Below are 15,873 nucleotides of genomic sequence, written 5' to 3'. Positions count from 1 at the left end.
TGCTTATACGCTGTGTTTTAGTTGCCACTGGTGTTGTCGGGCAAGCACGACTTCAGCAGATTCCCCCACCAATTGCGTGTACACGGTCGGCGCTGTGGCGCCTTCGGTGTTGATGATCAGCACGCGCGCGTTGTGGTCGATGCCAAGCGTTTGGGCGGCTTGCGGCTGGTTTGCCAACCATTGCAGGGCCGCCAGACCGGCTACCCCTGACTCGCCGGCAACTAGCGCAATGTCGCGCTCGCTGCCGCGTGCCAAGCGCTGCATGGCGGTCACGGCGTCTTCGTCGCTGATGGTCATGAAAAAATCGATGCTCGTCTCTAGAAAGCGCCAGGCCAGCGGCGATGTTTCACCACAGGCCAGGCCTGCCATCACCGAGTCCACGGAGCCGGTGGCTTTGCTCGCATGGCCCTCAATTGCGCTTTGATAGAGACAATCGGCCTGATGTGGCTCGACCATGATCAGTATTGGGCGTTGCTCTTGATAGATTTCCCACAAGTAACTGCTGATACCCGCTGCCAGGCCGCCCACGCCACCTTGCAGCAAGACATGCGTGAACGGGCTAGCGGCGTTGGCGTCGCCCGTGGTTTGCTCGATCAACTCGGCGCAGATAGTGCCGTAGCCTTGCATCACATCACGCGGAACGGTTTCGTAACCTTCATAGGAGGTGTCCGATACCACCGGCCAGCCGTTCTGCTCGGCTATGTCGGCAGTGTGCTGTACCGACTCGTCGTAGTTGCCCTTGATCCGGATGATCCGCGCGCCGTACTCGGCAATCGCCGCTTCACGCTCGGTGCTCACGTTGGCGTGCAACACGATGACGCATTGGCAGCCGACGCTTTGGGCAGCTGCGGCCAGCGCTCGGCCGTGGTTGCCGTCGGTGGCGCTGATCACGGTGAAGTCGCGCAGACGCTCTTGGTATTGACCTTGAATCAGTCCCTTGGGGTCAAAGGACTCGTGCGGCATAAGGCGCAAGATCAGCCTGACCAGTGCAATCGGTGCGCCCAAGGCCTTGAAGCTGGCCAGAGGCGAACGGGTCGATTCGTCCTTGACCCAGAACTGGCCAATGCCAAGTTCTGCCGCAATCCCCGGCAGTTGCCACAGCGGTGTGGCGTGCGGGCTCAGGTGTTCCCAGCGCGACAACCAGTCGCGTGATTCATGGGCGGCCTGCACGCTCATTACATCCTGAAGGCTGGCGGGATAGGTGCAGCGTGTGGCGCGAGGGTTGGCGAATAACATACCGGCTCCATCGTTGTTCATTGGAAATAAGAGATGAATGCTGTTCATGCACTGGCTGTTCTGTAGCGCCCTAAAAACTGGCGGACCCGCTCACTGTCGGCGTCAGTGAAGAATTTTTCCGGGGCGGCCTGCTCAATAATCTGGCCTTTCTCGATGAACACCACTTCATCGGAAACAGCGCGTGCGAACTCCATTTCATGGGTCACGATGACCATGGTGAAACCGTCTTCGGCCAGCGAGCGGATAACCGCCAGCACTTCACCGACCAGTTCCGGGTCGAGGGCGGAAGTAGGCTCATCGAACAAAATCACTTCGGGGTTCATCGCCAGGGCTCTGGCGATTGCCACCCGTTGGCGTTGCCCGCCAGACAACGACCACGGGTAGGCATCGTGCTTGTGCGACAGGCCGACTTTTTCCAGCAAGGCGGTGGCCTGCCCGGTGGCCTCTTTGCGGTTGACCCCCATGACATGGATCGGCGCTTCGGTAATGTTTTGCAGCACCGTAAGGTGCGGCCACAGATTGAAGCTCTGAAACACCATGGCCGTGCGAGCACGCATCGCCGCCAGCTCGCGGTTTGACATGGGTTTAACCCCGCAGCCTTTGACGCCCATGCGCTCGCCGCCAATATAAATCTCCCCGGCGTCGGGCACTTCCAGCCAGTTGATGCAGCGCAGCATGGTGGATTTTCCTGAGCCCGAAGAGCCCAGAATACTCACGGTTTGTCCGCGTTCGACCTGCAGGTTGATGCCGCGAAGCACCTCAATGCCGCCGAAGTTTTTGTGCAGATCGCGTATTTCAACGACCGGGGCCGACTTATTCATGAACCAGTCCTCTTTTCTGCGCGCGTCGGCCAAGACGACGCAGCAATGCCTCGACCAGAAGTGTGATTGACCAATACAAGGCGATGACGAAAACAAACGGTGGCAGCGGCACAAAGTATTTGGCTTGTACGGCCGAGGCCGCAGCGGTCAGGTCCATCAAGGTGATGATGGACAAGAAGGCGGTGTCTTTTAAAAGGCAGACCAATTGGTTGCCAAACAGCGGCCCTGAGCGCATCACCATTTGTGGCAGCAGAATCCGCCAGTACATCTTCGAGTTCACAAACCCGTGGGCATAGGCCGCTTCTGCCTGGCCAGCCGGAAGTGACGTTCTGGCAGCGCGCAATATTTCGGCAAAGTAGGCCGCGTGATAGGTGATCAGCGCCAGGAACCCTGCAGACCACACATCCAGGCGGATGCCAACGTTGGGCAAGCCGTAATACAGCAGGTACAAAAAGATCAGGAAAGGCAGCATTCGCATCAGGTCCATCGCCCCGCGAATCAGTTTTCCGGTGACGTTGTTGTCGCGCCCCTCTAACAGGAAGGCGATAACGCACGCCAACAGAAAAGCGCACACCGATGACACGCAAAAAAGGATCAGCGTGTTTTGTAACCCCAGCGCAAACACGTCCAGGTTGTCCCACAGCATGGTTAGTCCGTTCATGGGCTCTCCTACATGGCCAGGCGCTTGGCGCGCGAATCTGCGATTCGCTGGAAGCGGACAAGCCCGCCGATGATCAGGATATAGAGCAGTCCGGCTGCCAGAATCGGCGGCAGCGGGTCATAGGTCACGGCTGCAATGCGATTGGTCACGCGGGTTAATTCGACAATGCCGATCATGGCGATGGCCGGACTGCTTTTGACCAGCAATGACATTTCGTTCACCAGCCCTGGCAGGCTGGTCGTCAACATTTGCGGGAGCATGATGCGCCGCAGGGTTAAACCCGTGGTCATGCCGGCGGCTTTGGCGGCTTCAAGTTGCTCCTTGGAAAAACTGTTCAGCGCGCCGCGCCAGATCTCGGCGTTGAACGCCGTTGTATTGAGCGTCATGGCGGCGATAGCCACCACGCGAGCATCAACTTCCCAGCCTGCTGACGGTGCAATCACAAATAAGAACAAGACCAACGTGACCATCGGCGTCGCTCTTATCAAGCTGACATAGACCGAGAGAACGTGGCTGATGACAGGGATTTTGGCAGCACGTAACAGTGCAACCACCAGCCCGAGCATAATGCCGAGCGCGATAGAAATGCCGCACACCCAAATAGTTGTCCATGCGGCATACAGGAGCGTGATCCAGTCACTGCTTTCCATTAACGACATCCTTCGAACACGTTCTTAGGCATTCAGCTGCCTGCCGAGCCAACAGAAATCTGTAGTGACCTGAGCATTGTTGGTACGTCATGCACCAACAATGAGGGCGTTCAGGTTATTGCGCGGTCAATTGAGTGAACTGTGCTGAAGACGTAATCGGTTCGCGCGGGAGAGTGTCGAAGGACTGTCCAAGCCATTTGACTTGAAGTTCGGCAAGTTTGCCGGTGTCGCGCAAGTGGTTAACAAAGCCGCTGAGGTAATCCAGCAGTTCCTTATTACCCTTGGCCACGGGCCAGGCGATGTAACCCATGCTCGACGTGGCTTCGCCGACGGCAAACACTTTTGGCCGTTCCTTGACCAGCATGTTGGCCGGAACAATGGAGTTCACGACATAGTCGAGTCGGCCATTGGCCAGGTCGGCATAGGCTTCCGGGTAAGACTGGTACTGAACAATTTTGCCAAGCGAACCGCCACCGGCTTTGAGTTTGGCATCTAGTTGCGTCAAGCGCGCCAGTTGCGCGCCACCGGCCTGCACACCCACGGTCAAGCCCGACAGGTCGGCGATTGATTTGATACGGTCGTCATTCGCCCGTTTGATGTAATGCGACACTTCAGGCGCGACCGGGGCTACGAAATCAAATGCGCCCAGGCGTTCTTCGGTCACTCCGGCGCCGGTGATTGCGGCGTCGTACTTGCCGGAAGTAATACCGGCCAGCAAACCGGTCCACGGCATGATGTCCTGGTTGACTTTAAAGGGCGCGTACTTGCGAAGTTCAGCAATGACATCCTTGTGAAAACCATCGGACTGGCCGTCCTTGATAAATTCAAAAGGGTAGTAACTGTCTTCGGTGGCGATATTAAGCGTGCCGCGGCTTTTGATCTCGTCCAGGTTGGCGGCTGTCGCCACAGAAGTAAAACTTAACGTGGCACTGATAATAAGACTGACCGCGCCGAGTGCAATTAGTCGACCTGCTTTAATCAATGCAGTGTGGGGAATTCGTTGTACTTGAACTGGATTCATCGCAAGGCTCCCATCGGATAAGTGGCGGGGCAGTACCAAACTAAAAGCTGCAAGTGCGGTTGGGATAGCGTTAAACATGCTTCCTCCTTTCTTATTGTTTTGATCTGTGGGAAGTGCAGCCCATTCCTGACCAGCAGGCGGGATGAAAAGATGCTACTGCCGGGGCTGCGCACAATTGCTCGAAAATCGAGGGTTGAAATGGGTCATTGTTGCGTTTTCGGTTTTTTGTTGCGTCAGGCGCTGTTTAATGGCCTGTTTGCGACCAGTGTGCGCAAGGAATGAGCGTACAGACGCATTATCTGCTGTAATCCCCCGGCCCCTTGTGAAGGAATCACCCCATGCAACTTGATGCTTATGACCGCAAGATTCTCAATCTTTTGCAGGACAACAACCGGATCTCGCAGCGAGAATTGGCGGAGGACGTCAACTTGTCGCCTTCGGCCGTTAACCGAAGAATTGCTGCATTAGAGGCTTCAGGCGTGATAAAGCAGAACGTCAGTATTGTTGACCCGGCCGCCGTGGGACGACCTATTACGGTGATTGTCGAAGTCAAACTTGAAAATGAACGTCTTGATCTGCTGGATGAAATCAAAAAACGCTTTGTCAGTTGCCCACAAGTGCAACAGGTGTATTACGTGACCGGTGATTTTGACTTTTTGCTGGTGATGAATGTGCGAGACATGAGTGAGTACGAACTGCTGACCCGAGAGCTGTTTTTCTTTGGCAATATCAAACAGTTCAGAACCTGCGTGGCCATGCAAAACATCAAAAGAACCTTTGCCGTACCGATCGACCTTGAATAACAAGGTCGTACTCGGTTTTGCTTCAATTCGGCTCGCACACGCTCACCAGTAGTTTCCCAAACGCACAGGCCGCTGGGTTTTTTACGGCGATACTCCAAATAAGCCTGAAGTCAGCCTTGGGCAGTGCCGGAAGGCCATATTGGCCGTCAATCACGCGCATGCCCGGCTCCAGATCGCCCTTCGGCAAAGCGGTAACGGCAAGCCCTGCCAGGACTGCGGCGCGTAGGCCTTGCTGGCTGGCTGAGGTAAAGGCCACTCGCCATTCCACGCTGGAGTCCTGCAGAGCGTCGATGGCTACTTGGCGATGCACGCAAGGCGCAGGGGCAAAGGCCAGTGGTAACAGGCCAGCGTCCGGGAATTCAAAGTGTTGCGCGGCGACCCAGACAAAATGGGTTTCGCGCAGCACGGTGCCGCCCGCCGGACTGCCCGGTAATGCCAGGACTACGGCCAGATCGAGTTTGTCAGTATCGACTTGAGCACGCAGGTCCAGATAAGGGCAAACGGTGACGTCGAGGCGCACCGCAGGAAACTGCCGGGTAAAGCGGGTCAGCAACGGCGGCAAGCCATCGCCGATAAAGTTCTCTGGCAGGCCAAATCGCACGGCCCCAGTCACCGATGACGTTTCAAAGCGGCGGATCAAGGCGTCGTGGGCCTTGATGATGCATTCGGCATGGCGCAGAAAATCTTCGCCGTCTTCGGTCAGCGTCAAGCGCCGGGTGGTGCGGGTCAGAAGTGTGGTGCCGGCTTGTTCTTCGAGGCGGCGGATCTGATGACTGATCGCCGATTGGCTCACGTGCATGCGCTCGGCAGCACGCGTGAAACTGCCCGTTTCTTTGATTGCGATAAGCGCTCGTAACAGGGCTGGGTCGAAGTCCATTTGGCTAACTCATGATGAAAATTAATAAAACCTACGAAATTAAATCATTTTTGTCATCTTCGGATTGCTCCCAGAATGCCCCCGGTCGCGCTATAGGCGCTAGCCCATCCCTTTGATCTGGAAGATCTTGATGCCGTTTTCGTCGTCACAAAAAGATGTGTTTACCCTCGCAGCCGTGTGCATAGCCGCGCTGATGTTTGGCTTGGAAGTGTCCAGCGTGCCCGCCATCCTGCCGACCCTTGAGGCGGTGTTGCACAGTAATTTCAACGATCTGCAATGGATCATGAATGCCTACACCATCGCCTGCACCATGGTGCTAATGGCCATCGGCACGCTGGCGGACCGCTATGGGCGCAAGCGGGTGTTCATGATCAGTCTGGTGTTGTTCGGCATGACCTCGTTGAGTTGCGGCCTTGCACAAAACAATGACGTGTTGATTGTCAGTCGATTTTTGCAAGGCATGGCAGCGGGGGCGATGTTGATCTGCCAGGTGGCCGTGTTGTCACACAGGTTCCAATCAGCGGCAGCCCGGGGAAAGGCATTTAGTGCTTGGGGGATTGTGTTCGGCATTGGCCTGGGTTTCGGGCCGATTATCGGTGCGGCCATCGTGACGGTGTCGAGTTGGGAATGGGTGTTTTTGGTGCATGCGCCGATTTCCGTACTGGCGCTGGGACTGGTGATTGTCGGGATCGATGAGTCAAAAGACCCGCAACGTCGACGCCTTGATGTGCTGGGGATTACGTCGCTGTCATTGGCGGTGTTGGGGCTTTCGTGGTTTCTGACCCAAGGCGCTGCAACGGGTTTTACTACCCGCAAAGTGCTGTTCAGCCTGTTGGTGGCGGTCGTCAGTTTTAGCGTTTTTGTGGTCTCGCAACGGCGTGGCGTCGATCCAATGTTCGACTTTTCGGTGCTGCGTATTCGTCGTTTCTCGGGCGCCTTGATTGGCGCAGCTGCGATGAATTTCAGTTTCTGGCCCTTCATGATTTACCTGCCGTTGTACTTTCAGAACAGCCTGGGTTACGGCAGTGTTGGCACCGGTCTGGCGTTACTGGCCTACACGCTACCGACCCTGGTGGTCCCGCCGTTAGGCGAGCGTCTGGCGTTGCGCTATCGGGCGGACGTGGTGATTCCTGCCGGATTGTTCACCATTGGGTTGGGTTTTATGTTGATGAAATGGGGGAGTAGCGTCGAGCAGGCCAGTTGGTTGAGCATGCTGGCCGGTTGTGTGCTGGCAGGGGCCGGGTTAGGGCTGACCAACACGCCGGTGACGAATACCACCACCGGCTCGGTGTCCAGTGAACGCTCGGGCATGGCGTCGGGTATCGACATCAGCGCACGCATGATCAGCCTGGCCATCAATATCGCGCTGATGGGCTTCATTCTGGTGCAAGGCACGCTGTCCTCTCTGCGCAGCCAGATGCCCGGCGTGGTCGATGAAGAGCAACTGAGATCGCTGGCGCAGAGTATTTCGGCGGGAAACCTGAGCGCAGCGGGGCAGGGCGCTGCATTGGCGCACGGATTTGGCTGGGTGATGGTGTATGGCGCGATTGCTGCTTGGGTGTTGATGGCGGTGAGTGGCTGGATCTTTTGGCAGGGCAAGCGCAACTCATGAGTGTTTGGGCTGCTCGGTGGTGATCATGCCCATGACGAACGAAGTCAGGGTGTCGGCCAGATAACGCTCCGTCACGTCGATGCTGCGCCATTGCGACTGGCCGAAAAGCATGCCGATCACCGCTTCGGTAATCAGCGTGGTGTGCGCATTGTTGGCGTATTCGGCCGAAATAATGCTGTTGAGCAAGGCCGCGTAATGGCTTTGTAGTTGGTTGATTTCTTGCTGTTGCTGGTCATTCAGGTTGATGAATTCCCGGGTGACCAGCAGCAGACGATGTTTTTCGGCAAGGTTGAAGGTGACAAACGCGTGGACGAATCGATGCAGACGTTCGCGCTGGCTGCTTGCACCGCGCATGCGGCGTTTGGTGTCGGCCAGCAGGTCGCACAGGGCGCCCTCGATCAACTCGAACAGCACGCACTGTTTGTTTTCGAAGTGGGCGTACAGCGAGCCCGCATGCAACCCCACCCGCGCGGCCAGATCACGCAGGCCAATCGCCTGATAACCCCGCGTCGCAAACAATTCCAGGGCCACATCCAGCAAGCGGTCGCGCACCGTGCCGGGAACAGATTTTGTCGCGAGGAGGGCGGCTGGCATGGTGCTGTCCTGTACCCGTGTCGGGCAAATTGAATTTGACCAAATGTAAGACAACAGGCATCTTACGTAAAGACTAATCGTGGAGGTGTTTGATGGACGGGCAAACGGTTGTAATCGTCGGTGGTGCTTCGGGTTTGGGGTTGGAAACAGCCAAGCTGATGCGTAAACGCGGGGCCGCAAAGATTGGCATTATCGATAGAAACGAGCCGTTGATGGCGGCGGCAGCCGAACTGCTTCGCGCCGAGGGGTGTGAAGTGGCCACGGCGGTCGGCGATATTTCCCGTCAAGCCTCGGCACATGCTGCTTTCCAGCAGATTGTCGATGCCTTGGGTCGTGTCGATTGCCTGGTGAACAGTGCCGCGATTTATCCCAGACAAGACATTTTCGAGATCAGCGACGAAGAGTGGGACCTGGAAAACGCCGTCAACATCAAAGGCACCTATCACATGATGGTCGCGGCGGTGAAGCACATGCAGGCCTACGTGGCAGCGCCGGCAGTGACCGGTCGCATCGTCAATGTGACCTCGGTGGATGCCTTCAAGGCCCACCCACAAAACGCCCACTACGCCGCGACCAAGGCGGCGGTCGTCAGCCTGACCAAGTCCTTCGCCCAGGCCTGTGCCAAAGACCAGATTCTGGTCAACTCGGTGGCCCCGGCCGGTTTTGCCACCGAGCGCGCCAAGCAACTGGGTTTTCTCGGTGAACTGGCGGCTGCCAACCCGCTGGGTCGCGCTGCTGAACCTGCCGAAATAGCCGAGTGGATCGTGATGATGGGCAGTAGCCGCAATAGCTATGCCACCGGCGAAAACGTGATTGTCAGCGGGGGCTATATCTATGCCTGATTCAGTGTCGATTGCCGCCCGTTATCGTTGTGCGCTGGTCACGGGTGCCACCAGCGGGATCGGCAAAGCGGTGGTGCTGGCACTGCGCGATGCCGGGTTGCAGGTGATCGCGGTCGGTCGCAACCCTGAGGCGCTGGCCCAATTGCGTGAAGAGCAGGGCGTGATCGTGGTCGAGGCCGATGTGCGGCAGATCAATGAGTACGCCGATGTGCTGGCGCGTTACCCGGTGGATGTGCTGGTCAATAACGCCGGTGTCCTGTCTACCCGCGCCTCTTTTCAAGAGATGGACCCGACTGAAATCGACAACATGTTCGATATCAACCTCAAGGCGCCTTTGCATCTGACGCGGCAGGTGCTGCCGGGGATGATCGAGCGCGGGCATGGTCATCTGTTCTTTATCGGTTCCAGTGCGGGTCGAGCGCCGCATCCGGGCGCAGCGGTGTATGGCGCGTCCAAGGCCGGTATCAGTCTGTTTTGTGATGCGCTGCGCTGTGATTTGCTCGGCAGCGGGGTGCGTGTCACTGAAATTGCCCCGGGCCGGGTGCAGACCCAGTTGTACAAGACCGCCATGGGCATGCAGGCCGCAGGCAGCGAGCTGTACGACGGCTATGAGTCGATCCAGCCGCAGGACATTGCCACTTTATTGCTGGCGGCCTTGAGCTTGCCGCAGCAGGTCGATGTGTCGCGTCTCGAAGTGTTCCCGACCGCCCAGGCCGTGGGCGGCTCGCGCATGGTCAAGACACTGGGGTGATGACATTGCCGGGATCTCACAAGCCCCGGCAATCCCCGAAAAGAATCAAAAAGCCGTGTGACAGTGCTTGACTGCCTGTAAGACAACTTATAACTTACATTTCAAGCGGGCTTGAATGCCTCTTGTCATGAGATCAGGAATTTCAGGGGATACGACGATGACTGCTACTTCATGCCGGGTCGGCGTGGACATAGGTGGGACCTTTACCGATATCGCGCTGGACGCAGGCGGGGTGTTGCACTCAACCAAAATCCTTACTGACTATGAGCTGCCAGAGCGCGCCATTCTCACGGGTGTGAAAACCGTTCTGGAGGCTGCAGGGCTACAGTTATCGGACATTGAGCAGTTGATCCACGGCACCACGCTGGCCACCAATGCGCTCATTGAGCGACGTGGGGCCAAGACCGCTTTTATTACCACTGAAGGGTTTCGTGACACGCTGGAAATGCGCACCGAAAACCGCTTCGAACAATACGACATCAACATCACCCTGCCGCCACCGCTGATCGAGCGCGAACATCGTTACACCCTGCGCGAGCGTTTGAATGTCCGCGGCGAGGTGCTGATCGCCCCGCAACAAGCCGACATCGACGCGCTGGTGGAGCACGTGGCCGAGGGTGGCTACGAAAGCATCGCGGTGGGCTTTATTCACAGCTACGTGAATGGCGCACATGAGCGCCTGCTGCGTGATGCGTTGCAGAGCCGACTGCCGACGGTGTCGATCTCGATTTCCAGCGAAGTATCGCCGCAAATGCGCGAGTTCGAGCGTTTCAACACGGTGTGCGCCAACGCCTATGTCAAACCGCTGATCAAGTCCTATCTGGACCGATTGGTGGTTACGCTCAAAGCGTCCGGCGCCAACTGCCCGGTGTTTATGATTCACTCCGGCGGCGGGATTATTTCAGTGCAGAGCGCGGCTGAGTTTCCGGTGCGGCTGGTGGAGTCGGGGCCTGCGGGTGGAGCAATTTTTGCTGCCGATATAGCTCGTAAATATGCCCTGGATTCGGTGGTCTCGTTCGACATGGGCGGCACCACAGCGAAAATTTGCCTGATCGAAAACCAAGTCCCTAAAACCGCCAAAACATTCGAAGTAGCGCGCACCTGGCGCTTCAAGAAAGGCAGCGGCATGCCGATCTCGATCCCAGTGGTGGAGATGGTCGAAATTGGTGCTGGCGGTGGTTCGATTGCGAGCATTGACAGCATGCGCCAGATTCGCGTTGGCCCACACAGCGCAGGCTCCGAGCCGGGCCCCGCGTGTTACGGGCGTGGTGGTCAGCAACCGACCATTACCGATGCCAACCTGCTGCTGGGGCGTCTTGATCCGGACAACTTTGCCGGTGGCGCCATGCGCCTGTCGACAGACGCGGCCACCTCGGCCACAGCGCGTGCCATTGCGCAGCCGCTGAACATGGATGCGGTCACCGCTGCCTATGGCATCTGTGAAGTGGTCGACGAAAACATGGCCAATGCGGGCCGCGTGCATGCGGTTGAAAGCGGCAAGGATATTAGCGAATACACCATGATCACCTTCGGTGGCGGCGGTCCGCTGCACGCGGCGCGGCTGTGCGAAAAAATGGGTGTTTCGCGCTTTCTGGTGCCCGCCGGTGCCGGGGTTGGTTCAGCCATTGGCTTCCTGCGTGCGCCGTTTGGTTACGAAGCAGTGCGCAGCGCCTTTGTCAGGTTGTCCGAGTTTGCTGCGCCGCAGGTCAATGCACTGATTGACGACATGCAGGCCGAGGCGATCAGCTTCTTGCGTCAAGGCATGCCTGAAGGCGAGCCGGAACTGGAATGCACGGCGTTTATGCGTTACGTCGGTCAGGGCTGGGAGATTCCGGTGGCCTTGCCGTTCAAACCGTTCAGCAACGCTGACACTGCGCAATTCAAAACCCTGTTTGAAGCGGCCTACACCGTGTTCTTCGGCCGTCCGATTGAAGGGCCGGACATCGAGATTGTCAGTTGGTCAGTCAAGGCCAGTTCGCCTTTGCTGCCGGTGGATGAGGTGGAGCAGGTCAAGGCTTCACACCGTGCCCAGGAAGTCGCTCGGCGCGAGGTTTTTGACGTGGTGATTGGCGGCTTTGTCGATGCGGGCATCTACCAGCGCGAAACCCTGCAATCGGGGGCGCGTATCGACGGCCCGGCAATCATTGCCGAGCGCGAAACGTCGACCTTTGTGTCGTCCTCCTTCACGGCCACGGTTCAGCCAGATGGCTGCCTGCTGGTCGTCCGGCGTTAAGCCTCACTTGCATAGAAGGCGATTTTTCCAATGAGCGATACCTTGATCGATATTCAAATGCAGGTGATGTGGAATCGCCTGATTTCGGTGGTTGAAGAGCAGGCCCTGACCCTGATCCGCACGGCGTTTTCGACCAGTGTGCGTGAGGCGGGCGACTTGTCTGCCGGGGTGTTCGACCGGGCTGGCAACATGCTGGCGCAGGCCGTCACCGGCACGCCGGGGCACGTCAACACCATGGCTGAGGCCGTGGTGCATTTCATCAAAGACATCGGCCCCGAGAATATTTTCGAAGGCGATGTGTACGTGACCAATGACCCGTGGAAGGGCACCGGGCACTTGCACGACATCACCATCGTTTCGCCCTCGTTCTACAAAGGCCAGTTGATCGGCTATTTCGCCAGCACCGCGCACGTGGTGGACATTGGTGGTCGTGGTTTTGGCCCGGATGCGCGTGAGGTCTACGAAGAAGGCCTGTTTATTCCAATCATGAAGCTGTTTGAGCGGGGTCAGGTCAATCGCGACCTGATCAACATTTTGCGCAACAACGTGCGTGAGAATGATCGGGTGGTCGGCGATTTTTATGCGCTGTCTGCCTGCAACGAAACCGGTCACAAGCGCTTGCTGAGCATGCTCGAAGAGTTCCGCCTGGACGATCTGGAGCACATCGGCGGATTCATTCTGGAGCACAGCCGCCGGGCCACGCTGGAGTGCTTCAAGTCACTGCCGCATGGCACCTACCAGAACAGCATGACCCTGGACGGCTATGACGTTCCCGTGACCTTGTCGGTGACATTGACTGTCGGGCCAGACGGCATTTTGACCGACTTCAATGGCACCTCCGGCATGAGCCAGTTCGGCATCAACGTGCCGCTGGGGTACGCCAAGGCGTACGCCTGCTATGGCCTCAAATGCATCATCGCCCCCGAGATCCCTAACAACTCGGCCTCGCTGGAACCGTTTGAAGTTGTGGCGCCCGAGGGCTGCATTCTGAATGCCAAGCACCCGGCCCCGGTTTCGGTGCGTCATGTGCTCGGTCATTTTGTGCCGGATCTGGTGCTCGGCGCGCTGCACAAATGCCTGCATGGCCAGGTTCCGGCTGAAGGGGCCAGCGCACTGTGGAACCTGCATTTGAGCGTTCGCCCGCTGGAGAGCAATCCGCAGGGGCGCAATGCCGAGATGCTGATGTTCAACAGTGGGGGCATGGGCGCCCGTTCGGCCAAGGACGGCCTGAGCGCCACCGCATTTCCGAGTGGTGTGCACACCATGCCGGTTGAGGCCACTGAGCACGCAGGCCCGGTCATCGTCTGGCGCAAAGAGCTGCGCAACGGCTCCGGCGGTGCCGGGCAATTGCGCGGTGGTCTGGGGCAAGAGATCGAAGTCTCGGCGGCCGAGGGTTACTCGTTCCGTTTCAGCGCGATGTTCGATCGGATTCTGTACCCGGCGCGCGGCCTTGAAGGTGGCAAAGAGGGCGCCAAGGGGTATGTCGGCCTGGACGACGGCACTGTATTGCGTGGCAAGGGGCAGCAGTTTGTGCCCGCTGACAGGCGTCTGTTGCTCAGCTTGCCAGGCGGTGGCGGTTACGGCGACCCGCGTCAGCGGCCTCGGGCAGAGGTGGAGCGCGATTTGCGTTTTGGCTACATCAGTGCCGAACAGGCGCGTGACGACTACGGCTATGACGCCGGGCAGGGGGGCAAATAATGGAATTTCAAAGTTCGCGGGTTCGCAGCGTAAAAAGCTCGCCGAGCATGGCGGTGTCGGTGTTGGCCAAAAAGATGCTGGCGCAAGGCGAGCCGGTCATCAACCTGAGCCTTGGCGAGCCAGACTTCAACACCCCGGCGCATGTCATCGAGGCGGCTCATCAAGCCATGCTGGACGGCCATAACCATTACACCGCGCCGAATGGCTACGAGGTGCTGCGCCAGGCCATCGTTGACAAGTTCTCGCGTGAAAACGACTTGCACTATGGTCTGGATGAAATCTGTGTGGCCAATGGCGCCAAGCAGCTGCTGTACAACGCCTTTCTGGCGACCCTGGAGCCGGGCGATGAAGTCATCACGCCTGCGCCGTATTGGGTCTCCTACACCGACATGGTGCTGCTCAACGGCGGTGTGCCACGGGTTATTCCTTGTGGTTCCGAGCATGGCTTCAAGCTCGATGCGGCCCGGCTTGAGGCGGCGATAACCCCGAAGACGCGCTGGTTGATGCTCAATTCCCCGAACAACCCGTGCGGGGCGATCTATAGCCGTGAGGAGTTTGCGGCGTTGGGCGCGGTGCTGCAAAAACACCCGCGCGTGCTGGTGATCTCCGATGAGATTTACGAACACATCATTCTTGGCGACAAGCCCTTTGTCCCGTTCGTCATCGCCTGCCCTGAGTTGCGTGAGCGCACGCTGCTGATCAATGGCGTGTCCAAAGCCTATGCCATGACGGGCTACCGTCTGGGCTACGCAGCAGGGCCAAAAGAGCTGATTGTGGCGATGAACAAAACCCAGTCGCAGACCACCACTTGCCCTTCAGCAATCTCGCAGTTGGCGGCGGCAGCTGCCCTGAATGGCCCGCAAGACTTTGTCCGCGACGCCAATCGTGAGTATCAGGCACGCGGCGCCTTGGTCGTCGAAGGGCTGGCGGCCATTGAGGGGCTAGAGTTGCAGATGCCGGAAGGGGCGTTCTATGCCTTCCCCAAATGCGCGGCCTTTATGGGCAAGCGCACCCCGGACGGGCAAGTGATCGAGACCGATACCGACTTGGCCAACTACTTGTTGCGTGTGGGCAAGGTCGCGACGGTGCCAGGGTCTGCGTTTGGCCTAGAACCCTATATTCGTCTGTCGTTCGCCACATCGCGTCAGCAACTTGAGCAAGCCGTGGTGCAGATGCGCGATGCACTGGCTTTGCTGGTGTAAATGCTGCGCCCACTGACTATTACGAGAATTTCCTGATGAGCAAGCCTTTCAAACGATTGTTGATTACCGGTGCTGCGGGCCGTCTGGGCCGCGTATTGCGCGCCGAGATGCAGGCTTTTGCCGATGTTATTCGCCTGACCGACATCGCTGACATGGGTGAGGCGGCACCCCATGAAGAACTGGTGCGTTGCGACCTGGCCAATTTTGCCGATGTGCTGCCGCTGGCCGAGGGTGTTGACGCGATCATCCATGCCGGGGGTGTGCCGCTGGAAAACACCTTTGAGCTGATCCTCAACGGCAACATTGTCGGTACGTACAACATCTACGAAGCGGCCCGGCAGAAGGGCGTCAAGCGGGTGATCTACACCAGTTCCAACCACGCCATCGGTTTTTACGACCGCACCGAAACCATCGACGCCAGTGTGGCGCACCGACCGGATTCGCTGTACGGCCTGAGCAAGTGTTTTGCCGAAGACCTGGGCCGCTATTACTGGGACAAGTTCGGCATCGAGTCAGTGAATCTGCGCATTGGTTCTTCATTTGAAGAGCCATTGGACCGTCGCATGCTGGCGACCTGGCTGTCGTTTGGTGACTTTGCCCAGCTTGTCGAGCGTTCGCTGCTGGCCCCTCGTGTCGGGCACATGATTGTGTATGGCATGTCTGCCAACCGCGAGTCGCTGTGGGACAACCGCGCAGCGTCCTCGATCGGTTATGTGGCCAAGGACAGCGCCGATGATTATCGCGAGAGCGTTGAGGCGAAATTCCCGCCCATGGACCCGAACGAGCCCGCGGCGCGTTACCACGGCGGCAATTTCGCCGGTGCCGGGCATTTCGAAGATCCGAAATAACGCCTACTTATCGAATTCTCAGAG

The 15,873-nt window shown here is 58.0% G+C and carries 15 protein-coding genes; 8 read left to right on the top strand and 7 right to left on the bottom strand.

The window, feature by feature from the left end:
* Positions 1 to 3: 3 nt before the first annotated feature.
* From RHM56_RS13895 to RHM56_RS13875, 5 genes are all read right to left on the bottom strand, one after another.
* Entirely contained in the window at positions 4 to 1,236 is a 1,233-nt protein-coding gene (locus RHM56_RS13895; protein WP_322232993.1) for a diaminopropionate ammonia-lyase, read from the bottom strand.
* A 44-nt stretch (positions 1,237 to 1,280) separates the two neighbouring features.
* A complete protein-coding gene (locus tag RHM56_RS13890) occupies positions 1,281 to 2,057 on the bottom strand; it encodes an amino acid ABC transporter ATP-binding protein (protein ID WP_322232991.1) in 777 nt (258 codons plus the stop codon).
* The gene (locus RHM56_RS13885) at positions 2,050 to 2,718 is read right to left on the bottom strand and encodes an amino acid ABC transporter permease (protein ID WP_322232989.1); all 669 of its coding nucleotides are present in this window, start codon (positions 2,716 to 2,718) and stop codon (positions 2,050 to 2,052) included. The genes RHM56_RS13890 and RHM56_RS13885 overlap by 8 nt, the downstream gene beginning before the upstream one ends.
* Positions 2,719 to 2,726: 8 nt before the next feature.
* Positions 2,727 to 3,368: an amino acid ABC transporter permease gene (locus RHM56_RS13880; protein ID WP_322232987.1), complete on the bottom strand. Its 642-nt coding sequence runs from the start codon at positions 3,366 to 3,368 to the stop codon at positions 2,727 to 2,729.
* A gap of 115 nt (positions 3,369 to 3,483) precedes the next feature.
* On the bottom strand, positions 3,484 to 4,389 hold the full coding sequence (locus tag RHM56_RS13875) for a transporter substrate-binding domain-containing protein (protein ID WP_322232985.1): 906 nt from the start codon (positions 4,387 to 4,389) through the stop codon (positions 3,484 to 3,486).
* Between the two features lie 338 nt (positions 4,390 to 4,727).
* Between RHM56_RS13875 and RHM56_RS13870 the strand changes: the two genes are divergently transcribed.
* The gene (locus RHM56_RS13870) at positions 4,728 to 5,192 is read left to right on the top strand and encodes an Lrp/AsnC family transcriptional regulator (RefSeq protein WP_322232983.1); all 465 of its coding nucleotides are present in this window, start codon (positions 4,728 to 4,730) and stop codon (positions 5,190 to 5,192) included.
* Between the two features lie 22 nt (positions 5,193 to 5,214).
* Here the strand turns inward: RHM56_RS13870 and RHM56_RS13865 are convergent, their stop codons facing one another.
* Complete coding sequence (locus RHM56_RS13865) at positions 5,215 to 6,069, bottom strand: LysR family transcriptional regulator (RefSeq protein WP_322232981.1); 855 nt, start codon at positions 6,067 to 6,069, stop codon at positions 5,215 to 5,217.
* Positions 6,070 to 6,199: 130 nt separating this feature from the next.
* Here RHM56_RS13865 and RHM56_RS13860 point away from each other — a divergent pair, with 130 nt between their 5' ends.
* Entirely contained in the window at positions 6,200 to 7,681 is a 1,482-nt protein-coding gene (locus tag RHM56_RS13860) for an MFS transporter (RefSeq protein ID WP_322232979.1), read from the top strand.
* Here RHM56_RS13860 and RHM56_RS13855 read toward each other — a convergent pair.
* Positions 7,676 to 8,275, bottom strand: coding sequence for a TetR/AcrR family transcriptional regulator (locus RHM56_RS13855; RefSeq protein ID WP_322232977.1), 600 nt, complete (start codon positions 8,273 to 8,275; stop codon positions 7,676 to 7,678). The genes RHM56_RS13860 and RHM56_RS13855 overlap by 6 nt on opposite strands.
* A 92-nt stretch (positions 8,276 to 8,367) precedes the next feature.
* Here RHM56_RS13855 and RHM56_RS13850 point away from each other — a divergent pair, with 92 nt between their 5' ends.
* From RHM56_RS13850 to RHM56_RS13825, 6 genes are all read left to right on the top strand, one after another.
* Positions 8,368 to 9,117: an SDR family oxidoreductase gene (locus RHM56_RS13850; protein ID WP_322232975.1), complete on the top strand. Its 750-nt coding sequence runs from the start codon at positions 8,368 to 8,370 to the stop codon at positions 9,115 to 9,117.
* On the top strand, positions 9,110 to 9,868 hold the full coding sequence (locus tag RHM56_RS13845) for an SDR family oxidoreductase (RefSeq protein ID WP_322232973.1): 759 nt from the start codon (positions 9,110 to 9,112) through the stop codon (positions 9,866 to 9,868). The genes RHM56_RS13850 and RHM56_RS13845 overlap by 8 nt, the downstream gene beginning before the upstream one ends.
* A gap of 157 nt (positions 9,869 to 10,025) precedes the next feature.
* On the top strand, positions 10,026 to 12,101 hold the full coding sequence (locus RHM56_RS13840; RefSeq protein ID WP_322232971.1) for a hydantoinase/oxoprolinase family protein: 2,076 nt from the start codon (positions 10,026 to 10,028) through the stop codon (positions 12,099 to 12,101).
* A 30-nt stretch (positions 12,102 to 12,131) separates the two neighbouring features.
* Positions 12,132 to 13,799 (top strand): hydantoinase B/oxoprolinase family protein, encoded by a 1,668-nt coding sequence (locus RHM56_RS13835; protein WP_322232969.1) that lies wholly within the window; start codon positions 12,132 to 12,134, stop codon positions 13,797 to 13,799.
* A complete protein-coding gene (locus tag RHM56_RS13830; RefSeq protein WP_322232967.1) occupies positions 13,799 to 15,001 on the top strand; it encodes an aminotransferase class I/II-fold pyridoxal phosphate-dependent enzyme in 1,203 nt (400 codons plus the stop codon). The genes RHM56_RS13835 and RHM56_RS13830 overlap by 1 nt, the downstream gene beginning before the upstream one ends.
* A 35-nt stretch (positions 15,002 to 15,036) precedes the next feature.
* A complete protein-coding gene (locus RHM56_RS13825; protein ID WP_322232965.1) occupies positions 15,037 to 15,849 on the top strand; it encodes an NAD(P)-dependent oxidoreductase in 813 nt (270 codons plus the stop codon).
* The last annotated feature ends 24 nt before the right edge of the window (positions 15,850 to 15,873 follow it).

It is taken from the genome of Pseudomonas sp. CCC3.1 (assembly GCF_034347405.1).
Classification (GTDB): Bacteria; Pseudomonadota; Gammaproteobacteria; order Pseudomonadales; family Pseudomonadaceae; genus Aquipseudomonas.
The sequence above is the reverse complement of the archived record's forward strand: the minus strand, read 5'-3'. Positions and strand labels throughout refer to the sequence as shown.

Excerpts from the sequence above, each read along its gene's own strand:
- RHM56_RS13885 (WP_322232989.1), bottom strand. The coding sequence starts at position 2,718 with ATGAACGGACTAACCATGCTGTGGGACAACCTGGACGTGTTTGCGCTG.
- RHM56_RS13840 (WP_322232971.1), top strand. The coding sequence starts at position 10,026 with ATGACTGCTACTTCATGCCGGGTCGGCGTGGACATAGGTGGGACCTTT.
- RHM56_RS13825 (WP_322232965.1), top strand. The coding sequence starts at position 15,037 with ATGAGCAAGCCTTTCAAACGATTGTTGATTACCGGTGCTGCGGGCCGT.
- RHM56_RS13860 (WP_322232979.1), top strand. The coding sequence starts at position 6,200 with ATGCCGTTTTCGTCGTCACAAAAAGATGTGTTTACCCTCGCAGCCGTG.
- RHM56_RS13895 (WP_322232993.1), bottom strand. The coding sequence starts at position 1,236 with ATGTTATTCGCCAACCCTCGCGCCACACGCTGCACCTATCCCGCCAGC.
- RHM56_RS13870 (WP_322232983.1), top strand. The coding sequence starts at position 4,728 with ATGCAACTTGATGCTTATGACCGCAAGATTCTCAATCTTTTGCAGGAC.
- RHM56_RS13855 (WP_322232977.1), bottom strand. The coding sequence starts at position 8,275 with ATGCCAGCCGCCCTCCTCGCGACAAAATCTGTTCCCGGCACGGTGCGC.
- RHM56_RS13890 (WP_322232991.1), bottom strand. The coding sequence starts at position 2,057 with ATGAATAAGTCGGCCCCGGTCGTTGAAATACGCGATCTGCACAAAAAC.
- RHM56_RS13875 (WP_322232985.1), bottom strand. The coding sequence starts at position 4,389 with ATGAATCCAGTTCAAGTACAACGAATTCCCCACACTGCATTGATTAAA.
- RHM56_RS13845 (WP_322232973.1), top strand. The coding sequence starts at position 9,110 with ATGCCTGATTCAGTGTCGATTGCCGCCCGTTATCGTTGTGCGCTGGTC.
- RHM56_RS13835 (WP_322232969.1), top strand. The coding sequence starts at position 12,132 with ATGAGCGATACCTTGATCGATATTCAAATGCAGGTGATGTGGAATCGC.
- RHM56_RS13880 (WP_322232987.1), bottom strand. The coding sequence starts at position 3,368 with ATGGAAAGCAGTGACTGGATCACGCTCCTGTATGCCGCATGGACAACT.
- RHM56_RS13830 (WP_322232967.1), top strand. The coding sequence starts at position 13,799 with ATGGAATTTCAAAGTTCGCGGGTTCGCAGCGTAAAAAGCTCGCCGAGC.
- RHM56_RS13865 (WP_322232981.1), bottom strand. The coding sequence starts at position 6,069 with ATGGACTTCGACCCAGCCCTGTTACGAGCGCTTATCGCAATCAAAGAA.
- RHM56_RS13850 (WP_322232975.1), top strand. The coding sequence starts at position 8,368 with ATGGACGGGCAAACGGTTGTAATCGTCGGTGGTGCTTCGGGTTTGGGG.